Origin of the sequence: Arthrobacter sp. NPDC058288 (genome assembly GCF_042880995.1) — a bacterium.
GTDB lineage: Bacteria > Actinomycetota > Actinomycetes > Actinomycetales > Micrococcaceae > Arthrobacter.
On record NZ_JBHVYH010000001.1, the window covers coordinates 1,803,237 to 1,821,576 of the forward strand.

General features: G+C 61.8%; 16 protein-coding genes and 3 pseudogenes. 6 read left to right on the forward strand and 13 right to left on the reverse strand.

What is annotated here, in order from left to right; genetic code table 11:
* The first annotated feature begins 85 nt into the window (after nt 1–85).
* The gene (locus tag ACFVWT_RS08580; RefSeq protein ID WP_390246957.1) at nt 86–1,030 is read left to right on the forward strand and encodes an ROK family protein; all 945 of its coding nucleotides are present in this window, start codon (nt 86–88) and stop codon (nt 1,028–1,030) included.
* A gap of 108 nt (nt 1,031–1,138) precedes the next feature.
* On the forward strand, nt 1,139–2,185 hold the full coding sequence (locus tag ACFVWT_RS08585) for a helix-turn-helix domain-containing protein (RefSeq protein ID WP_390246959.1): 1,047 nt from the start codon (nt 1,139–1,141) through the stop codon (nt 2,183–2,185).
* Between the two features lie 571 nt (nt 2,186–2,756).
* On the opposite strand, the gene ACFVWT_RS08590 is transcribed toward ACFVWT_RS08585, so the two are convergent.
* The 3 genes and pseudogenes from ACFVWT_RS08590 to ACFVWT_RS08600 form a co-directional block, all read right to left on the reverse strand.
* Nucleotides 2,757–3,551, reverse strand: coding sequence for an EAL domain-containing protein (locus tag ACFVWT_RS08590; protein WP_390247141.1), 795 nt, complete (start codon nt 3,549–3,551; stop codon nt 2,757–2,759).
* A gap of 24 nt (nt 3,552–3,575) precedes the next feature.
* Nucleotides 3,576–4,313 (reverse strand): annotated as a pseudogene (locus ACFVWT_RS08595) (PAS domain-containing protein); the annotation flags it as partial.
* Nucleotides 4,300–4,599 carry a hypothetical protein gene (locus ACFVWT_RS08600; RefSeq protein ID WP_390246961.1) on the reverse strand — a complete coding sequence of 100 codons (300 nt, stop codon included), beginning with the start codon at nt 4,597–4,599 and terminating at the stop codon, nt 4,300–4,302. The gene ACFVWT_RS08600 and the pseudogene ACFVWT_RS08595, both read right to left, overlap by 14 nt.
* Nucleotides 4,600–5,086: 487 nt before the next feature.
* Here ACFVWT_RS08600 and ACFVWT_RS08605 point away from each other — a divergent pair, with 487 nt between their 5' ends.
* The 3 genes from ACFVWT_RS08605 (at nt 5,087) to ACFVWT_RS08615 (ending at nt 7,660) form a co-directional block, all read left to right on the forward strand.
* Complete coding sequence (locus ACFVWT_RS08605) at nt 5,087–5,506, forward strand: hypothetical protein (RefSeq protein ID WP_390246963.1); 420 nt, start codon at nt 5,087–5,089, stop codon at nt 5,504–5,506.
* A 14-nt stretch (nt 5,507–5,520) separates the two neighbouring features.
* Nucleotides 5,521–6,213: a hypothetical protein gene (locus ACFVWT_RS08610; protein WP_390246965.1), complete on the forward strand. Its 693-nt coding sequence runs from the start codon at nt 5,521–5,523 to the stop codon at nt 6,211–6,213.
* A 283-nt stretch (nt 6,214–6,496) separates the two neighbouring features.
* Nucleotides 6,497–7,660 (forward strand): low temperature requirement protein A, encoded by a 1,164-nt coding sequence (locus ACFVWT_RS08615; protein WP_390246967.1) that lies wholly within the window; start codon nt 6,497–6,499, stop codon nt 7,658–7,660.
* A gap of 890 nt (nt 7,661–8,550) precedes the next feature.
* Here ACFVWT_RS08615 and ACFVWT_RS08620 read toward each other — a convergent pair.
* From ACFVWT_RS08620 to ACFVWT_RS08660, 9 genes and pseudogenes are all read right to left on the reverse strand, one after another.
* Nucleotides 8,551–9,900: a hypothetical protein gene (locus ACFVWT_RS08620; RefSeq protein WP_390246969.1), complete on the reverse strand. Its 1,350-nt coding sequence runs from the start codon at nt 9,898–9,900 to the stop codon at nt 8,551–8,553.
* A gap of 117 nt (nt 9,901–10,017) precedes the next feature.
* Nucleotides 10,018–11,064 (reverse strand): ribose ABC transporter permease, encoded by a 1,047-nt coding sequence (locus tag ACFVWT_RS08625; RefSeq protein ID WP_390246971.1) that lies wholly within the window; start codon nt 11,062–11,064, stop codon nt 10,018–10,020.
* Entirely contained in the window at nt 11,057–12,589 is a 1,533-nt protein-coding gene (locus ACFVWT_RS08630; RefSeq protein ID WP_390246973.1) for a sugar ABC transporter ATP-binding protein, read from the reverse strand. Before ACFVWT_RS08630 ends, ACFVWT_RS08625 begins: the two co-directional genes overlap by 8 nt.
* 72 nt (nt 12,590–12,661) lie before the next feature.
* The gene (locus ACFVWT_RS08635) at nt 12,662–13,624 is read right to left on the reverse strand and encodes an ABC transporter substrate-binding protein (RefSeq protein WP_390246975.1); all 963 of its coding nucleotides are present in this window, start codon (nt 13,622–13,624) and stop codon (nt 12,662–12,664) included.
* Between the two features lie 165 nt (nt 13,625–13,789).
* The gene (locus ACFVWT_RS08640) at nt 13,790–14,845 is read right to left on the reverse strand and encodes a LacI family DNA-binding transcriptional regulator (protein WP_390246977.1); all 1,056 of its coding nucleotides are present in this window, start codon (nt 14,843–14,845) and stop codon (nt 13,790–13,792) included.
* Between the two features lie 239 nt (nt 14,846–15,084).
* A pseudogene (locus ACFVWT_RS08645) lies at nt 15,085–15,374 on the reverse strand (PDDEXK nuclease domain-containing protein); the annotation flags it as partial.
* Nucleotides 15,375–15,739: 365 nt separating this feature from the next.
* Nucleotides 15,740–16,084, reverse strand: coding sequence for a sugar phosphate isomerase/epimerase family protein (locus tag ACFVWT_RS08650; protein WP_390246979.1), 345 nt, complete (start codon nt 16,082–16,084; stop codon nt 15,740–15,742).
* Complete coding sequence (locus tag ACFVWT_RS08655; protein ID WP_390247147.1) at nt 16,030–16,299, reverse strand: hypothetical protein; 270 nt, start codon at nt 16,297–16,299, stop codon at nt 16,030–16,032. Before ACFVWT_RS08655 ends, ACFVWT_RS08650 begins: the two co-directional genes overlap by 55 nt.
* A gap of 296 nt (nt 16,300–16,595) precedes the next feature.
* Nucleotides 16,596–16,859, reverse strand: a complete 264-nt coding sequence (locus ACFVWT_RS08660; protein WP_390246981.1) for an IclR family transcriptional regulator C-terminal domain-containing protein — start codon at nt 16,857–16,859, stop codon at nt 16,596–16,598.
* Between ACFVWT_RS08660 and ACFVWT_RS08665 the strand changes: the two genes are divergently transcribed.
* Nucleotides 16,773–17,027, forward strand: a complete 255-nt coding sequence (locus tag ACFVWT_RS08665) for a hypothetical protein (protein WP_390247149.1) — start codon at nt 16,773–16,775, stop codon at nt 17,025–17,027. The genes ACFVWT_RS08660 and ACFVWT_RS08665 overlap by 87 nt on opposite strands.
* Before the next feature lie 273 nt (nt 17,028–17,300).
* On the opposite strand, the pseudogene ACFVWT_RS08670 reads toward ACFVWT_RS08665, so the two are convergent.
* Nucleotides 17,301–17,474 (reverse strand): annotated as a pseudogene (locus ACFVWT_RS08670) (DUF4913 domain-containing protein); the annotation flags it as partial.
* Nucleotides 17,475–18,340 lie beyond the last annotated feature (866 nt).

Genomic DNA, 18,340 nt, shown 5'->3' on the forward strand with positions numbered 1-18,340 from the left:
ACTCATTGGTCCCGCCAACGAGGCGCCCTCGACGGGTGGCCGGCGATCCGCTCAGTATCGACTCATGCCGAACGGCGGAGCGGTTATGAGCGTCCTGCTGGGTGCCAGCGAGGCAAAGGTACAGGCATTCGACCTTTCCGGACAGCCGTTATCTGCTACGAAGCCGGTGGCAACCGTACGTGGCGGGTCTGCCGCTATCTTGGATTCCTGCCTGGCTTCGGCGTATTCGCTCCTGAATTCCATGGACCACCTTCCTGTCCAGCTCGTAGCAACGGGCGTTGTTCTGGATGAAGGTGCGCCGGATCTGGAATGGCCTGAATATTTTGCTGGCCGCCCGGTCGTCGTCGACTCCGCGCTGGGGGCCATGGCAACGGCGGAGGCCCTGTCGCGAACCCCTCGTCTGCAGAACATGTTCTTCCTGGACGTGGGAAAGACCATTGACTGTGCCGTGCTGGTTCACGGTAGGACGCTGGGGGTTCTCAGGACTTCCAAGGGGGCGTTCGGGCACACGCCGGTGAAGGGCACGTCGATGCGGGCCTGTGCTTGCGGCATCATGAATTGCCTGCAGGGTATCGCAGGGGAAGAGGCAATAATTGAGGGCCTCTCGTCGGACTTTAGAGACGAACCGGACGCGATCAGCGATGCTGTCCGGCGGAGCGATGCGGCTGCAGTCAGTGCTCTGCGACAGGCAGGTCGGTACATAGGAGAAACCCTGTTAGGGAGCATCCACCTCCTTCGACCTGAGTTCGTCACTGTCAGAACCCGGTGGCCGGGTGCCGCCGACTTTTTGCTGGCCGGCCTTAGGGAGGCAGTATACGAAAGCGGCGCCCCCGCTGTGACGGAGAAGCTGGTGTTGGCGAGTTCAAGGACCGGGTCTCCCGCCACCGGGATTGCACTTCGAGCCCTGGACGCCGGACTGGCGGTGGATCCAGTGGACCAATTGCTGTCAGCTCCACCCAACCTCAGCGAACAGCGGATCTATTGGCCAGCACCGCCCAAGTCGACCGACCGTCATCGGCACGCCAGCTGACCGGCCGCGGGTAGAATCTACTGGCGATCGACAACCCATACAACACGATCACTTGCTGCTGCACACTGGGCTCATTGGATCTCGGTTCAGCTGGAAGGTCCCAAGCCCATGGATGAAGTATTTCGCGACGACGACGTCGCCGGCGATCCGGACAGGTCACCGCACGATCAGATCAGACGCTATAGTGTTCCGGCCGGGCTGAACCCCGACGAAAAATTCGAACATTGGCGGAGCTGGTACGGCAGCGCGATTGACGCTCCCGTTCGGTTGGAAAAAACCGACAAGCTAGTGCGATCCGGCTTCAATCCAACCGCCCTGAGCCTCGAGAGCCCGGGCTTCAGTCTTGTTGATGTCACGAATGAACCCGCCAGTTGCTACTGGAACGGGGACACGAATCCCAGCGACTGGCTCGTGTATTTCAGGACTTCATGTGACAAGTTCAGCTTCTCGGGACGCTCCGAGGCCGTCGCTCCCGGAACAGTCAGGTTCTTTGATCTTTCTTTGCCGGGAAACTTCCATGCGCCCGCCGGCCTAAGCGCTGTGCGGGTCCATTTCGACCGGAGCCTGCTCGGCTTGGACGACAGATCCGTCAAACGGCTGCAGGGATTGGCCGACATCAGAGAAAACCCCATTATGCGTGGGCTGATTCTTCCAGCCTTGTCCGGCTGGCAGCGGTCGGTCATAGCCCAGGAGATGCCGCGTCTTCAACCGGTCGTCCGGTCGATGATGACGGCCTTGGTCAGCTCTTTGCTCGAAACCACGGCCGATCCCGGCGACATAAAACTGGCCCGCATCGCAGCGATCAAGAAATTCGTGCGCAGGAACTTCAGAAACCCTGCCCTCACAGTTGACGAGGTCGTGGCCTACTCATTTCTTTCACGCCGTGCCCTTTACTACCTCTTCGAAGACGAAGGGCTCCAGGTCAGCGGACACATCCGCGCTCTGCGGGCCTTGGAAGCCCTTGAGCTCCTCGCCGAAGCAACCTCGTGGAAACGCTCTCTGACGGACATAGCGGGTGCCAGCGGGTTCACAAGCCTGCAAGCCATGCGGCGTGCCGTCAGGGAACTAACAGGGCTCTCGCTTGTGGACGCGCAGGAGAAACCGGAACTCCTGCGGACTCGAGCCGCCGAACTAAGAAAATTGACCGGGCTGTGAATCGGCCGGACAGAATCCCGCCTGGCATATAGTCCGTTCCACGCTTTCGCCGGACTCCCCGCCTGCCTCGATATCTGATGGGTCCCACACGACTCGTCCGCTTCGAAGGTGCCGACGCTGTCATGGATTTCTGGACCCGGGACCAAATGTGCCCCAAAGAGGGTATGACGCGGGTCCGCTCCTTCTTTTCTTGCCGGTAACTTTGACGATGCCGTGGTCTTCCCCATGGCCGAGCCATAAATTACGATCGGGCCCGGGCAGGACCCGGAGGGTCCCTCGGGTGCTTGTCTTACCCAGCGGAGGTGCTTCGATGGATCCGCGCGGAGCCCCGAGGGCTCTTGGTGGTCCGAGGTCGGACGCTACGAGGCCGCGTCGAAGGACGATGTATGCGGTGGTGTCATTCAGGTGCCCCGTCCCGAAAGCTCGGACGGTTTGATCTCGAGCCAGCACGCAAACGATGACACTTTCCCGCATAGTCGCGGCGCCGGTGCTCCGAGCAGGGGCACAGGGCGCAACTCGCGCCCGGCTGGGCCATTGCTGGGGAGATCAGCCGGCTCCGGCGGATTGGCCCTTAGGTGTCAAGGCTATCCGCATCTCCATTCGCTGACGACCGGTTCCGCTGCCTCCAACGGGACCAGTCCGACGGAAGCACGGATGGTCTACCCAAGAGGTAGCCTTGCCCGATGTTCACGCCCATCTCGGCAACGGCGGCTAGTTCTGCATTGGTTTGGATTCCCTCGGCGACCAGGCTTGCCCCGATTTGTGACGCGAAGCTGACCATAGCCATGCACAGGGCTCTCTGGTTGGGGTCGCTGTCGATTCCCGCAACGATGGTCCGGTCAAGTTTGATGAGTTCCGGGCTGAGCCTAAGGATGTGGCGCATGGATGAGAACCCGGCTCCGACGTCGTCGATAGCTATGCGTACGCCAGCGCTTCTGAGTGGGGCCAATGCTGCTGCGAGACGTGCATAGTCAGCCACGGCTGAGCGTTCGGTCAACTCTACGACGATCCGCCCGGGGTTCAGACCGGAATTCCTCACGATGTCGCTCAGCCTCGGGTCAAGGCATGCCGACGGGGAGAGATTGACGGCGGCATAAATGTGGCCGGGAAGATCCGCTGCGGCCTGCATCGCCGTTTCCAGGGCAAGGAATTCGAGTTCGCGGCCACGTCCGATTGAATCCGCTTCGACGAACCACTGATCGGGCGACCTGAACGGAGAGCTGACGAAGCGAGTGAGCGCTTCGGCGCCGACAACCTCGCCGGTTCCCAAATTACAGATGGGCTGAAACGCCGTGATCAGTGTCCGAGTGGCGAACAGGCGATCGAGGCGCGCCTGGATTTCCAGATCTGCAGGGCTCTCTGCCATGGAGACATCCAGCGGTCGCGCGATTCCCTCAAATCCTGATCCTCGGCCCTCCCTGTCGAATCGGCGCCGGCAGAAGACCTCGACGCTCAGGCTCCGACCGCCGCGGTGGCGGGCCGAAAGCAAAAGTCCTTCCCGGCCCGCGCGTGCATCTGGTTTCCGCGCGGTCTTGAGGTCAGCGAGGTCGATGACGAGACTGCACGGGCGTCCCACCAACTCGGAGGGCTCAAAACCAAGTAGTTCCCGACTCGCCCGGCTTGAGAAGGTGAACCTACCGTCTGCTCCTACGGCCCACAGCCATTCACGGGTCGTGCTCAGTACTGTTTCCATAAGGCTGGCTGTAATTAACGCCTCCAACCGGTCGCGGCGCTGTTGCCGAATAAGGCGCCAAGCGGCATGAAGGACGGCCGGAAGGAGCAGGGTCGAGGCGAGGGCCGACACTCTGGTGGGGACCTCGAGGCCGTTCCACGGCTCAAGACCAGATAGCAAAGGAAGGAGTAATGACAACACCGATACCAACTCGAGGGATAGAACGGCCAGCAACCGTCGACCGTCAGGGGTTATCCAAGGTTGGCCGTTGTCAGTCCACGCCGGAGATGTGAACTGCGGGCGCCGAGAAAGTGATGATTCCAAGAGCGCGTTATGCTGCCGCAACAGTCGTGGGGCAGCGCGTTGATGTATCGCGTCTGGTGACATGCGAGTCTTCTTCCGTGCTCGATTCGGAATTAGGTAAGCATCGCTAGATGTCCGCCTACCGCACGCCATAACGCGGCAGGGAATGCCCAGGATCGGGCTGGCCGCACATCGTTTTTGCCGGCACTGGATCGGTCCTAGGCGAGAGATCGCGTTCCAGAGTGATGCCGTAGGGAACGTCTGTGCTCAGAGTTACTGCGAACGAGGTCGGCCCATAGCGCGTCACGAGAATTCCGTGACGTCCCTCCCTCAGAGCCCGTTCCTGAGCCGATTTCTCCGCGGCGTCAAGGCGTTCGGCGATCAACTGGGGCTGGTCGGCCGTGACGTGATAAGTAGGCGTGATGATGGCGGTGATCATGGGGTCGTTCCTGTTCTAGTAGTGCTCATAGGCAGTTCGATTTCACGGCCGGTATCCCTGGAAGGAACCACCAAGTGGCGGCAGGGAATGGTCTCTAGGAATCGCGGCGCCGCGCCATGGCGTCACAAACGGCCGAAACCTTCCACCAAGAGTTGCCCGGTCGAAAGCAGCCCGGCCGCTTTCAAAATCCTACGGTTGATGGTCGCGCAAGGAAGCGGATAAGTGTTCCAAAGTGTGCATTCTTCGATCCCGGACCGCTCATTTCGTGCAGTAGTCTCCTCACCCTGAGCCTCAGCTCTCTCATACAACCAGGTCGATCCACCCGGCCTACCGTCATCTTTGCCTACACGATCAAGGGCCGCGGCCTTGCCACCGAAGGACACCCCAACAACCACTCAGCGCTCCTGACCAAAGATCAGATGGAAACACTCGCGGAGACCTCCGGAATGGACCTTGGTAATCCCTGGCGCAAATTCCACCGGGCACCGTGGAAGAACGGGCCTGCGCCCGGACATCCCTCCGGCTCAAGCGCCGGCAACCCGCACTGGCCTCGTCCGTCCAGATCCCGGCTTCCCTGCCATGGGGCTACGGCGACAGAATTTCCACCCAAGCCGCCCTGGGACGGTTCCTGTCCGACCTGAAACGGGCAGCGCCGGAGGTGGCCCACCGTGTTGTCACGTGCAGTCCCGACGTCGTGTCCTCAACCAACCTTGGCGGCTGGATCAACAAAACCGGAGTGTGGTCCGTCGGTGAACGCCGGGTCTGGTTCGCGGAAGACCTCGAACGGATCCTCCGCTGGATTGAAAACTCGGAGGGTCGGCATATCGAACTCGGAATAGCCGAAACCAACCTCGTGGGCCTGGTCTCGGAACTCGGAACAACCTGGAGCGGTGGGGCCGGCCGCTGATTCCTATCGCCACCATGTACGACCCGTTCGTGGCCAGCGCCCTCGAACCGTGGTCCTTCGGCATGTACGCCGGCGGCCAGTCAATCCGGGTTGGGACGCCGTCAGGGGTGACTCTGGCACCGGAGGGCGGCGCGCAACAGTCCATTACCACTCCATCCATCGGCTTGGAACAGCCCGAGTGCACGGCCTGGGAGCCAGCCTTCGCGCAGGACCTGGAATGGTGCATGCTCGAAACCATGAGCCCCATAGGCATTCCCGGAGGACGCTCGGCCTACTTCCGGCTCACGACCCGTCCACTGGACCAGGCTCACGCGGCCATGCCGACGGATGCGGTGCTGCTGGAGCGGCGCCGCAGGCACGCGGTGGCCGGCGGTTACCGGCTGACCGACCACGACCCAGTCGAGGACAGGGTCACTCTGGTCGGTGTCGGCGCAATGATGCCCAAAGTCATAGCGTCCGCCGCCCGGCTGAAGGCACTTGGCATCATGGCCGGCGTCGTCTGCCTCACCAGCCCGGACCTGGTCTTCGAATCCCTCCAGCGGCGCAACTCACTAAACGCCGCCACGGGCAGCAGTGGGCCCGACATCATCGACGCACTCCTTCCACGACACGCCCCCGCGCCCCTCGTCACCGTCCAGGACGGACCCCCCACACCTTGTCCTTCTTGGCCGGTGCCCGAGGCGACCGCACAGTCTCCCTGGGAGTAAAGGACTTCGGCCAGTCCTCTGATCTCCAGGACGCCTACCGGATCCACGGCATCGACGAAGCGTCCATCGTCAACGCGGCGCTGAACCTAGTTCGCTAACATCGGCCGTCTACCGGTACCGGGGCGGGAGACAGTCGTCTGGCGGGTCAGGAAGCGCGGCTACGTCCACGTCGAGTCAGCGGATCGCCGCGAGTTGGCGCCCTTGACTTCTCCGCTGACCGTTGTCAGTCTTTTCGACAAGAGGAGGGGGTGTCCGCCCGCTCCTGGCCCAATGGAGGCTACTGATGTTCCGTGCCAGGTCGCTGATGCGTTACGCAACCTCCGGAGACCGGGTCACGCGCCTTGAGTTATTCTTCGACCTGGTATTTGTCTTCGCGCTATCGCAACTGTCCCATCATTTGCTGGAGCATCCTTCATGGGTGGGGGCCGGTGAGACATTTGTGCTTCTTCTTGCGGTCTATAAGGTGTGGGTGTACACGACCTGGTCGGTGACGTTGCTGGACACTTCGCGGCTTGAGGTGCAGTGGATGCTGCTGGTCATCATGCTTGTCACACTGTTCATGAACGCCTCAGTCGGCTCAGCGTTTGGTGACTTCGGCTGGCTCTTTGCTGCGAGCTACCTCCTGGTCCAGCTGGGCCGAGGCGCGTGGATGCTCACTGCCGGACTTGACCGGACCACCCACGACCACTTCGTGCGCACGCTGATCTGGGGGTGTATGAGCGCGCCTTTTTGGATTGCCGGCGTCTTCTTCGCTCCGGGGCCGCGTTTGATGTTCTGGAGTGTCGCTGCCGCGATCGATCTCGGTGGCCATATGGTGGCCCACCGGTTGCCGGGCCGGAAAACCGAAGGCAGCCGTGTCCCGCTCCCGGGAGAGAGGATCTTTGAGCGGTTCGGGCTGTTCTACCTGATCGCGCTCGGCGAGACGATCCTTTCAACCGGCCTGGCGATTTCAGGCAATCTGGAGGACCCCTTGATATTTCTGACCGGGACCGTAGGTTTGGCCGGAAGCGTCGCGATCTGGTGGTGCTACTTCCATGGCCTCGAACAGGACATTCTGGAAAAGCTTGCTTCTGTCGATGATCAGTTCCGGCACGGCATTTTGGCGGGCAACACCTTGGTCATGTTGCTGGCAGGCCTGATCCTAGTGGCGGTTGGTGATCAGCTCGTGATCAGCGATCCGGCCGCCCGCCCCGATCTGGCCACCGTTCTACTTCTTTTTGGTGGGCCGGCTCTCTTCCTTGCTGGCCGGGGCTTCTTTATTCGACAGGTACTGGGCCAACGCCAACCATCTGATCTCGCCGGCATCGGAGCCTTGGTGGTGCTGGCAAATTTGAGCTTTCTCTTCCCGGCCTTCGTTGCCGCTATGGGGGCCGTCCTTCCCCTCATAGGCGTAGCAGTTTCCGACACCGTGAACCGCCGCCGCCGAACGCAACAGGGAGCGCGCTGACGGCCTATTTGGATGCCAGGGAACGTATCCCCGGCCGGCTTTGACAGCTTAAGGAGTCTTCTGCCAGTCGCCTCCCCCACTGTCCCGGGGTGCACCGTTACAACATTCGCAGCCCGACGTTCGGCGCGTCGTTTGCGGAAAATGGGGCCTGTCGGCTTGGTCGACACGCGGCCCGGATATGTTCAGCGCATGAAAGATGGGCACTACCTTGGCGGCATGCAGGATCCGGGGTATCAGCCGGAACACTGGGAGCCGTTGGTTGAACGGCCGCAATGGCGTTCCCGGGTTGCGTCAACAGGCACTGGATCCGCGTCGGTGGCTTCCTGTTCCGGTCGTCAACGGGTCCAGCCATTACCTGTCCGAAGATGAGCGGATGTTGATCGCGGACCGTTTGTTGGCGCGATCAAGCGTTCGGTCCATTGCCCGGAGATGGACCGTTCCCATCAACGATCAGCCCGGAGCTGGCCCGCAACCGACCGGACACCAGACGCTATCATCCGTTTCGTGCTCACAAGATTGCCGACGACAGGCGCCCGAGAACCCGGCTCTCCAAGTTGGCCGGCGACCGCGAGCTGCGCGAGTTCGTCGTGGAACACCTGGCGCAGCGGTGGAGTCCTCAACAGGTCTGCCAAGCGTTGACGAAACGGTTTCCCGGGCGTCCCACCGGCATCTGGCTCTCGCAAATCTCGGTCCTGCGTTCGATATCTGAGAGCGACCGTTTGTTCCTCCCAGAGCCTGCGGCACTCCGGCATCCCCATAAGTTGTCCGGATTCGGGTTGCCAAGGGCCGAGGGTGGCGCTACAGCCGCGGGCGCACAGGAGTCCTGGGGGCCTCCCCCGCTGGCGAGGAGCCCATTTCGTCTTGAGAAACGGGTACCGTGCCTTGACGATTCAGGCCCGGTGGGCCGTGGGTGCAGTCTCTAGTTGGTCGGCCACGTGCTGCCAGCTGTCCGTGAACATGCCGTAAGCGGTTTTGATCTGGACGTCGACCGGGAGTTCGGGGCACTCGTTCTCGCCGTTGGTTCCCCAGTTGACCCAGCCGGATTGGCGGCGCTGGACAATCTGGAAGGCTCCAGACGGCGCAGAGGTCCACCAGATCATGGCTCTGTCGAGTTCGGAGTGGAATTCGGCGGTTTTGGATGCTGGTCCGGGGAAGATGGTTTCGTGTGGCAGGGCTGAGACGTCGACGGGCGCTTCGGTGATGGCCCACTGGCGGTCGGGCAGGTCGGCGAGCACGTGTGAGTCTGCCCGGACCCGGGCGAGGCGTTTGCGGATCTCAGTGTTGTCCAAGGCGCCTTCCCAGCTGCTGAAGAGGCGCCAGTATAGGTCCCAGTGGGCGGCTTCGATGTTGCCGGTAAGTTGGCGGCGGAATTCCTCGAATTTTGCGGTGTTTGAGGTTGAGGTGGCGATGGTTTCGTCGACCATTTTTGCGAGTTCGGCCGCGTAAGGGTCCCCTGCGCGGTATCGGGTGCCGCCGTATGCTTGGAAGCGGTCGAAGACGACGTTGCCCTGGCCGGCCTCGAATTCATCGCCGACGGTGATTTTGTTGGTTATTGAGCGCCCGTTGATGACGGTCTGGAAGTCGTCCACGCGGTAGCTGCGCGTGAAGTACGGGGTGCCGTGGGTGAATTTCCAGTCGATGGAAAATGTCTTGCCTTTGAGTTCGTCGAGCAAGCCGTCCGGGATGGTGCCGTTCATCCGGTAGTGGTGCAGGACCGGGCCTCGTTCAATGATTTCGATGTCGACGGTGGTGTGCTCGGGGGGGTTGATGAGGCCGTTCTCGGGTGTGAAGAAGGGCCCGTAGAAGCCGCCGATGGCGTTGTTGCCCGAGGGCAGCAGATCAATGCCTTCCTTCAGGGTTGAGAAGTGGCGCAGGCCCCATTTGGAGGAGCCGGTGCCCTCGGCCGTCCCTGAACACATTTCAAGGTCAAAGTATCCGGTGTCGAGGCGGACAAAGGCGTCGGTTTCGACGGGTTCCCGTTCCGTGATTCCCTCGACGTGTTGAGTTGCCGGCCCGGTCAGGGTGAGTTCGACGCTTCCCTCAAAGGTCGCGACCGTGATGAAGTTTGTCTTGCCGGGCACAGGGTTGGCGCGCAGTCGCTGGCAGGTGAGGGTTTCTCCGGTGTTGGTGGTCGCCGTCCAGAGGTCCTCCTGCAGTTCAGAGTCGACGGTGAAGGTCACGGGTTCGTTGGTCCGGCGGCCGGGAAGGGTGTCCTTCAGGACGATGGTGGGCAAAGCCACGGGCGTTCCTCTCGATTGATTTGGGGTGCGGGCTGCCTGCCCCACCTTGCTCCCGTAATAGCCGGGTTTGGTGGCGGGCTGGGCAGGGGGTAGCTGTCTGCCGCGTGGGGAGTAGGTTTATGCCGGTGTCTGGGCGGCGATGGCCCGGGACCACGGCATGCGGAGGGTGCGCTGTTTCAGGCTGTCGATGGCCACTGCCAGGATGATGACGAGGCCCTTGATCAGCAGCTGGGTGAAGAACTGGACGTTCATCAGGATCAGGCCGGTGCTCAGGACGCCGAGAATGACCGAACCGATGAGGGTGCCGTAGATCCGGCCTCGTCCGCCGACAAGACTGGTGCCGCCCAGGACGACTGCTGCAATGGCATCGAGCTCGTAGCCGGTGCCGGCTGTGGGCTGGGCCGAGACTACCCGGGCGGAGAAGATGACGCCTGCGAGCCCGGCGCAGGCCCCGGCGATGACGTAGACGGAGGTGAGGACGCGCTTGACGTTGATGCCGGCGAGTCTGGCGGCTTCGGCGTTGCCGCCAACGGCGTATACGTGCCGGCCGTAGCGCGTGCGCTCCAGGACGAACCACGCCACGATGTAGACGATGACCATGATCACCACGGGGACCGGTATCCCGGCCATGTACCCGTTGCCGACATCCCGGAAATTGAGGGTGTTGGAGACGATGGGCTGCCCGTCGGTCATGGTGTATGCCGCGCCGCGCAGGAATGTCATGGTGCCGAGGGTGACGATGAAGGCGGCCAATGACAGGTAGGCGCTGAGCATGCCGTTGATCAGTCCGGCGGCTGCCCCGGTGAGGACGCCGACCAGGATCGCGACGGGTGCAGGCAGTCCGGCAATGCCGGTCATGACCGATGCGACGCCCGCGACGGCCAGGATGGAGCCGACGGAGAGGTCGATGCCGGCGGCGAGAATGACGAATGTCATTCCGGCGGCGAGAATCGCGTTGATCGAGATGGACCGGGCGATGTTGAGCAGGTTGTTGACACTCGCGAAATTTGGCGCGATAACTACCATCAGCGCCACGAGTGCGACCAGGACGACGAGGATGCCGACGCGGTCCCACCAATACGCGAAGTCGAAGCCGCGACGGGGCGGCGGTGCTGCCTCTGGCCGGACGTCGGCGTCCTGCGGGTTGAGGGCCTTGTTAGTCATGGAATTCTCCGTTTGTCTGTGCTGCAGTACCGGTCGCGTGGGACATAACGTCCTCTTCGCTGGCGGTGCGGGAGTTTAGTTCGTGGACGATCCGGCCGGAGCGCATCACGAGGAGCCGGTCGCTGATGCCGATCGCTTCGGGCAGATCGGATGAGATGACCAGGATTGCTTTGCCGGCCCTGGCCAGGTCATTGATGACTTCGTAGATTTCGCTCTTCGCTCCGATGTCCACACCTCTAGTGGGCTCGTCGAGTATGAGCACGTCGGATTTGCGCATCAGCCAGCGGGCCAGGACCGCTTTTTGTTGGTTGCCGCCCGAAAGTGCGCTCACCGGCAGGCGCAGCGCGTTCTGCCGCAAATGGAGGCGTTCCATCTGCTTTGTCACCGCCGTCCGGATTTTGGTCCGCTGGAGCACCCCGGCGATAACGTGGCTGCCCAGGGAGCTGACGGCGATGTTGTCCTCCACGGTATGGGACACGAACAATGCCTGGTCTTTGCGGTCCTCGGGAACCATGGCGATTCCCCGGGCGATCGCCTGGGCAGGGCTCGACGCCGATGCCACCTTGCCCTGGACGGTGACCGTTCCGCCGCGGGACCGGTCCGCGCCGAAGATCATCCGTGCAGTTTCGGTGCGCCCGGCACCGATCAGCCCGGAAAGAGCGACGACTTCGCCCGAGCGCACGTGGAAACTGACCGGCCCGATGCCGGCTCCGTCGGTGAGCTCCTTGACGTCCAGCATGACGTCTCCTGGGCTGTGCCGGTCGTGGTGGTACAGGTCATCGAGGTTGCGTCCTACCATCATCCGTACGACGTCGGGCGGGCTGATCTCGTTCTTTTCCCGGGTGCCGACGTATGTCCCGTCGCGGAAGACGGTGACCCGGTCGGCAAGTTCCCAGACCTCCTCCATGCGGTGAGAGATATAGACGAGGCCGACTCCGGAGGCGCGCAGTTCGTTGATGATCGCGAAAAGGTGGAGGGTTTCGGTGCGTGAGAGAGCCGCCGTTGGCTCATCGAGGACGAGGATTCTGGCGTTCTCGCTGACGGCCCGGGCGATTTCAACCATCTGTTGCATGCCGATGCTGAGCTCGCCGAGCTCTCGGCGGGGATCGACCCGTGCGCCGACCCGGGCGAGCTTTTCCCGGGCCTGGGAGATCATGGCACGCCGGTCCAGTGCTCCGAACCGGGTTACCGGTTCACGTCCGAGGGCCAGATTTTCCGCTACTGTCATCGCCGGAACGGTGTTCAGCTCCTGGTGGATGATGGCGATGCCATGGGACACGGCCTCCTGCGGGGAGCGGATGTCGATTTCGTTGCCGTCCATCAGGATGCGGCCCGAATCGCGGGCAACGTTCCCGGCCAGGATCTTCATCAGGGTCGATTTTCCGGCGCCGTTCTCGCCCATCAGGGCGTGTACTTCACCGGCACGGAGGTCGAATTGGACGTTGTTCAGCGCGAGCGTGGCGGCAAAGCGTTTGGTGATGCCTTCGAGCTGTAGCAGCGGCTGGAGGGAGGGTGTTGTGGTCATGGTGGCCTATTTTCGGTCCGGCTGTGTGGGGCGGCTGGGAGTTCAGCAGCCCCACACAGCGATGGTGGAGCGTTACCAGCCTTTGTATTGGCTAACGGTGTCCCGGGTCACCAGTTCACTCGGAATCAGGATCGTGGTCTCCGTCGGGGGCTTGTTGTCGATGATGTTCTGGGCGACCTCGACGGCCTTGCGGACCATCTCGGCGGGGTTCTGCGTAGCGGTCCCAATGAAGGGCGATCCGGCCTGCTTGAGTTCGGCCACGGACTCCGGGCTTCCGTCCACGCCGGTGACCTTAACGGTGCCGCCCTTGTGGGCCTGCTGGACCGCCAGCACGGCGCCGAGGGCCGAGGGGTCGTTCATGCCGAAGATCCCCTGAACATCCGGGGTGGCAGTGAGCATGTCGGTGGTCACGGCCAGACCGGAGGCTCGGTCGTTCTTTGAGGCCTGCTGACCGACAACCTTGATGTCGGGGAATTTCTTCACGACGTTCTTGCATCCGGTGATCCGGTCACGGATCGTCTGGAGCGGGGTTCCGTCCACCATGAGAACGTTGCCCTTGCCCCCCATCTGCTCGAACAGGTACTGGCAGGATTTTTCGCCCGCCTGCACGGCGTTGGTCATCACCACTGCATCGGCGCTCTTGGCCGGGGTGTCCACGGCGATGACGATGATCCCGGCCTGCTTCGCACGTTCAATCGCCGGCTGGATGCCGCTTTCATCCACGGCACTGATGACGATCAGGTTCACGCCTTGTTGAATGAAGGTGTCGATCTGGGAATTCTGGTTAGCCAGGTCAAGCTGCGCATCCTGGGTGTTGGACGTCGCGCCGATCTTCGCGGCGGCTTCCTTGGCTCCCTTGTCCATGGCCGAAAAGAAGGGGTTGGACATGTCCTGCACCATGAGCCCGATTTTCTCGATTTTCTTCGGCTTATTGGCAGCGGGCTGCGCGTCGCCGGAGCTGCAGGCGGTCAGGCTGAGCGCGGCCAGTGTTGCGCTGGCGGCGAAGATTGCGGACTTCTTGGCGAGTTGATTCATTGTCGGATCTCCTTTGAACCGGAACCTGCCGGCCGTCGTGAAGCCGGTAGGTCGGTGAAATAATTGGTAGGTGTTGTGTCGGCTCCCTTTGGGGCCGGGATCTTTCGGTTCGGTTCGGACATGATCACCTTCGGCGGGATCATCTTTTGTCGAACCAGGTTCGCCTCAGCAGCCGCAGGACCGCCGCACGATCAGGTCGGCGCTCACCTCCCGCCGGTCCTCGGGGCGGTAGTCGGGTGTAGGAGGCACACCGCGCCGTTCGGCATCGATTTGTCCGTCAAGGATTCGGGTCAGCGTCTGGGCGGCGAGAACGCCGATGGATTCGCTGTCCTCATCCACCACCGTCAGCGGCGGATCCAGCAAGGGGGCCCAGGCAAATTCGTCGAAGGCAATGAGTGCCACCTGATCGGGAACAGCGATCCCGCGTTGCTGGAGCACGGTGAGGACACCGTGGAGCAGGGGGTTGTTTCCCGCAATGATCGCCCTCGGCAGAGCCTGTCCGGGAGCATCCAGGTGGGCCCATAGCGACCGATGCGCCGATTCGGAGTCGTTTTCGGTCTCTAGCACCCGAAGTGAAGCACCGTGCTTGGCGGCGGCCTCACGGAGGCCGCGCTCCCGCTCTGCACGGGTGGACCAGCGGCCCGGATAGGCCAGGAAAAGCCAGTCCGTATAGCCGTGCTGGGCCAGGTGCGCTCCGGCTTTCATGCTGGCCGCAAAGTTGTCGGTCAGGATGCTCGGAACTCGAGTCGCGTCCACCGGTGGTGCCGAGTCCACGAACACCACCGGGATGTCCCAGCTTTCGAGGAGCTTGATGTTTTCCGTGCTCAACGTCAGTGTCGTGATAATGCCGGCAGTCCGCGACTGGATCAGGTCCTGAACAGTGGCATCTTCCACCTCGGCCGTGTAGACGCCCTCTGCGGCGATGTCTGCGACGACGGCATTGCGGTTGGATCCGCGCAGGACCCGCTGGATGCCCTTCATGAGGTCCAGGTAGTAATAGTTTGAGGTACTCGCCGTAATGACGGCGATGGAACTGCGCGTTTTCTTGCGGAGTTCCTGCGCGGCGCGGTTCGGAACGTAACCAAGCTCCCGGGCGGCCTTCAATACGAGCTTCCGGCTCGCGTCCGAGACATCCGCGCCGTTGCTCAACGCCCGGGAAACCGTGTAGGAAGACAGGCCCGTCACTTCGCTCAGGTCCCGCAACGTGGGTTTCTTTGCCACTTGCTCGATCGCCTCCTAATCGTTTAGGGGAAAGGTTCGGCGAAATCTCTTTCGCGTTACCTAAAGGATTAGGGTCAACCATAATGTGATTATGCGCACACGTCAAGAAGCCGTCATTCACGAACGCCTCCAGGCCGCAGCGTGGGCTGAAAGCAAGCTGGGGGCCCGTTCAGCGCGGTAGCCTTAAAGGCCAGATATCGGCCCTGGTGGTGGAGCCGCCAGCTGGTCTCCTCGACCTCAGCGGGTTCAGTCCATTCCAGGGCGGCGACAAGGTGTCTCTCGTTTGGGAGAGCTTGTTGTTCGGCTTCGGGAAGCTTGTCGTAGGTGTAGGCAGCTACGCCATGGGGGACGTGGAGCTGCCCAGGCTGTAGCGAACGCTACGGTCGTTTTTAGTGCCGCAGATCAGGATGCCGAGGGTTTGGTTGTGGTATTCCCGGCGCAGCAGGTCATCGACGAGAGCGACGTAGAAGTTGAGTTTTCCGGCGTACTCGGGCTGGAACTTGCCCGTCTTGAGCTCGATAACGACGTAGCCCGTTAACCGCACTAAGGACTCACGTAGCAGTTCCTTCCTGCACCGCTCCCCGCGAAGAGTCTGCCAAATTGTGCACTATCGCTGAAGGGATCTGAAATTACGGTCTGCCCGTGAGGGATGACGCGGTCACCAGGCCCGGCATTCTGTCACTACCGCAGTCTGTAAGTCCGTTCCTGCAACCGATAGCGGAGATCAGCGCTTCCTACGGCTCGGCGGAAGAATTCCTCCCTAGCGGGTATGTCTGCAGCGGGTATGTCTGCCGGCTTAGAAGAAGTGCTCATTCTGCCCTTCCCACAACAGTTTCATGATGGGATTCGAGAAGTGATTCAAGGTAGTTGAGGCATCTTGCTGCCGTCGTCATCTCATCGCCGGAACCCGGTTTGAGGAAGTCTATCTCCACGGCCAGCAGCCCCTTGTAGCCAGCATTCTTCAGGTCGCGGAGCGCGTGCGGGATATCGATTAGTCCTTCGCCCAGTGGAACGCTCGGCCAAAATCCGAAGGTTTTTGGGTCCGCGGTAGGCAGCGACGTCTTTGAGGTGGACAGCCTTTGCGTGGGGCGCTAGGGCCTCTACCACCAGGGCGGGGTCGTCAAACATGCGGAGGTTGTTAGGGGTGTCAAGGCAGATGCCAAGGTGCGGGTTATCAATCGTTGTCAGTAGTTCCAGCATTTCGTTAGCGTGTAGATCGGCATGATTTTCGAGAGCCAATGTGATGCCTGCGGCTGCGGCATATTCGGCGGCACCCGCCAGCGGGGTATCAGGAGCCGGCGGTGCTGGTTCCAGTCCTGCAGTCGCGTGTTGCGACCGCCCGCACAGATACGCATGACGGTCGCACCCAATTCGGCAGCGACATTGATATGCAGCAAGAGATCCTTCAGTGCCTCGGGATCCGCGCCGGACGACAGTCCGTTGGGGTGCCCCAAGCCCAGACCAGTTCAAGGTCCGCCGCCTCCACTCTCTCCCGCAGCCGGGCGAGGGTGAGACTTGAAATGTCGGGGACCATGAAGTGCTCGATCGAAATGCCTTGCACGGCCTGGATCTGGGCGAAATCGACAAAAGTGTCGATGGACCAGGATGTCTCGGGAGCTGTCTCCAGGCCTGCGTAAACCTCGCCGAAGTATCGGTGGAAACAGAAGGAATCGATGGCAAGTCACCGTGAAGTGGATGCTGATGGCCGGGTGGCTGCGGATGCACCCACGGCGGCTCTCCGGACGGATGTTTACTGGGGCAGTCTGGCCGACAATTCCTCCGCTGCTTTCCGCAATACCGGAACCAGGGCCGGGAGCTCCTGAGCAGAGAGGCGGAATGCGGGGGCGGCCACGGCGAGGACGGCCAGGGTGTTCCCGGCGGAGTCCGTAACTGGAACAGCGAGGGCTACAAGCTGCATCTCACTTTCATGGTCCTGAAGGGCATACCCCTGCTCGCGGACGCGCTCAATTTCCTGTCGAAAGGCGTCGCGGTCAGTGATCGTGTGCGAAGTCACGCCGAACTCGCCGAATTGGGGCGCCCGTCGATTTCGGGAAAAGTCCACGGTCTGGTTGTGGCCGTGGATATCGACTCGGATGACACCACAACCCCCTTGTGGATGATTTACGCTCGCTGGCAGCGCAGTCGCTTTGCCAATCTCTTCATTGAGGTTGCAGCGTCGTAAACGATCCAAAGAGGCTGTGATGCCCGGCGTCAGCTCCTGTTCGAGCTTGGACGATGGTGAGGTTTTCCGTGGCGAGGGACGTTGCGCGTGCGAGTCTCATGATCCAGCAGCTGCTTGTAACGAGACTGACGACTTCGCTGTACCGGGCATTCTCAACCCCCTTCACGGCAGTCTCCTGCGCCTCCGCAAGTTCTCGTGTACGTCGCCTGTTTCCTCCCATGATGCGCCGGCCGACACCCCTCTAGCGAACTTGCGGATTGAGGGTTTGGAGGACGGGTTGCAGCCCCGAAACGGCCCATCAGTTGAGAGCAGCACGGACATGTGGTGGTGGTCTGCGTGATCGCGCCACCATACGCCCATGCCCGTGCTGCCGTCCAGGCGCAGGAACTCCCAGGCACCCCAGAGTGCTTCGAGGCGGCTGATCGCTTCGGCGCGTTTCCACCATTGAAGAGCAATCAATCCAACCTGGAGTACACCCCAACTGGATGTCAGACGAGCCGCAAAATGCGGCAAGATTGGGCCCCAGGTGCTTTTCCCTGACACCCAACTGCTGGATTCTGAGAGTCCAATCCGACACCCAGTGGTAGGCAGATCAAGGGATCTGTGAGTCCGGACACCCGTCGAGTAACAAGACGCATTCCTGCCGCCAAGAACGGCGAACGAGTGGTCCCTCAATAGATTGGGCTAGGATCGCGGCTGGTCATCAAGGGGACTCCGCAGTTCTTCGTACCGGCTATGCGGCGTGTCGCTCTTTTAGCAGGATGAGGACTCGACGCCTGCGCTCCCGCCGCCCAGTCGACCTCTCGCGTCTGCTCCGGCCGGTCCCGAGGAGTCGTCTGGAAGCTCCCGGCCCCATACGCCGTACCCATGCGAGCCAGTTGGTGACACAGAACATCTGGACAACCTAGTCCGTCATGCCGCCGCGCTCCCCCGCCTCCATGAACCACCAGAAGCAACATCGCTGCTTGTCGTTCTGCTCCCCATCATCGCTGGGCAGGTCCTCCGCGCAACCAGGGCGCTCCGCGCCGCTCATGATCCAAAGTTTCGATGGGCGCTCCTGCGTCGCTTATTTCCTCGCGAAACTTTGGATCGCTCCCGGTTCCCCAAGTTGCACTCCGGACCCTCAAACCCAGCGGTGACTCCGTGTATCAGAACGACGCACACATCTGACAGACACGACTGCCGCCCTCGACAAAAGCGGACCGCGCAGCGGATGCCGTCGCATACCGATTGAAAGCCATTCACCAGCGTCTGAGGGTGGGCTCGCGGAACTGGCACGGTCGGAGAGCGCCTTGAGATCGTCATGTCGAAGC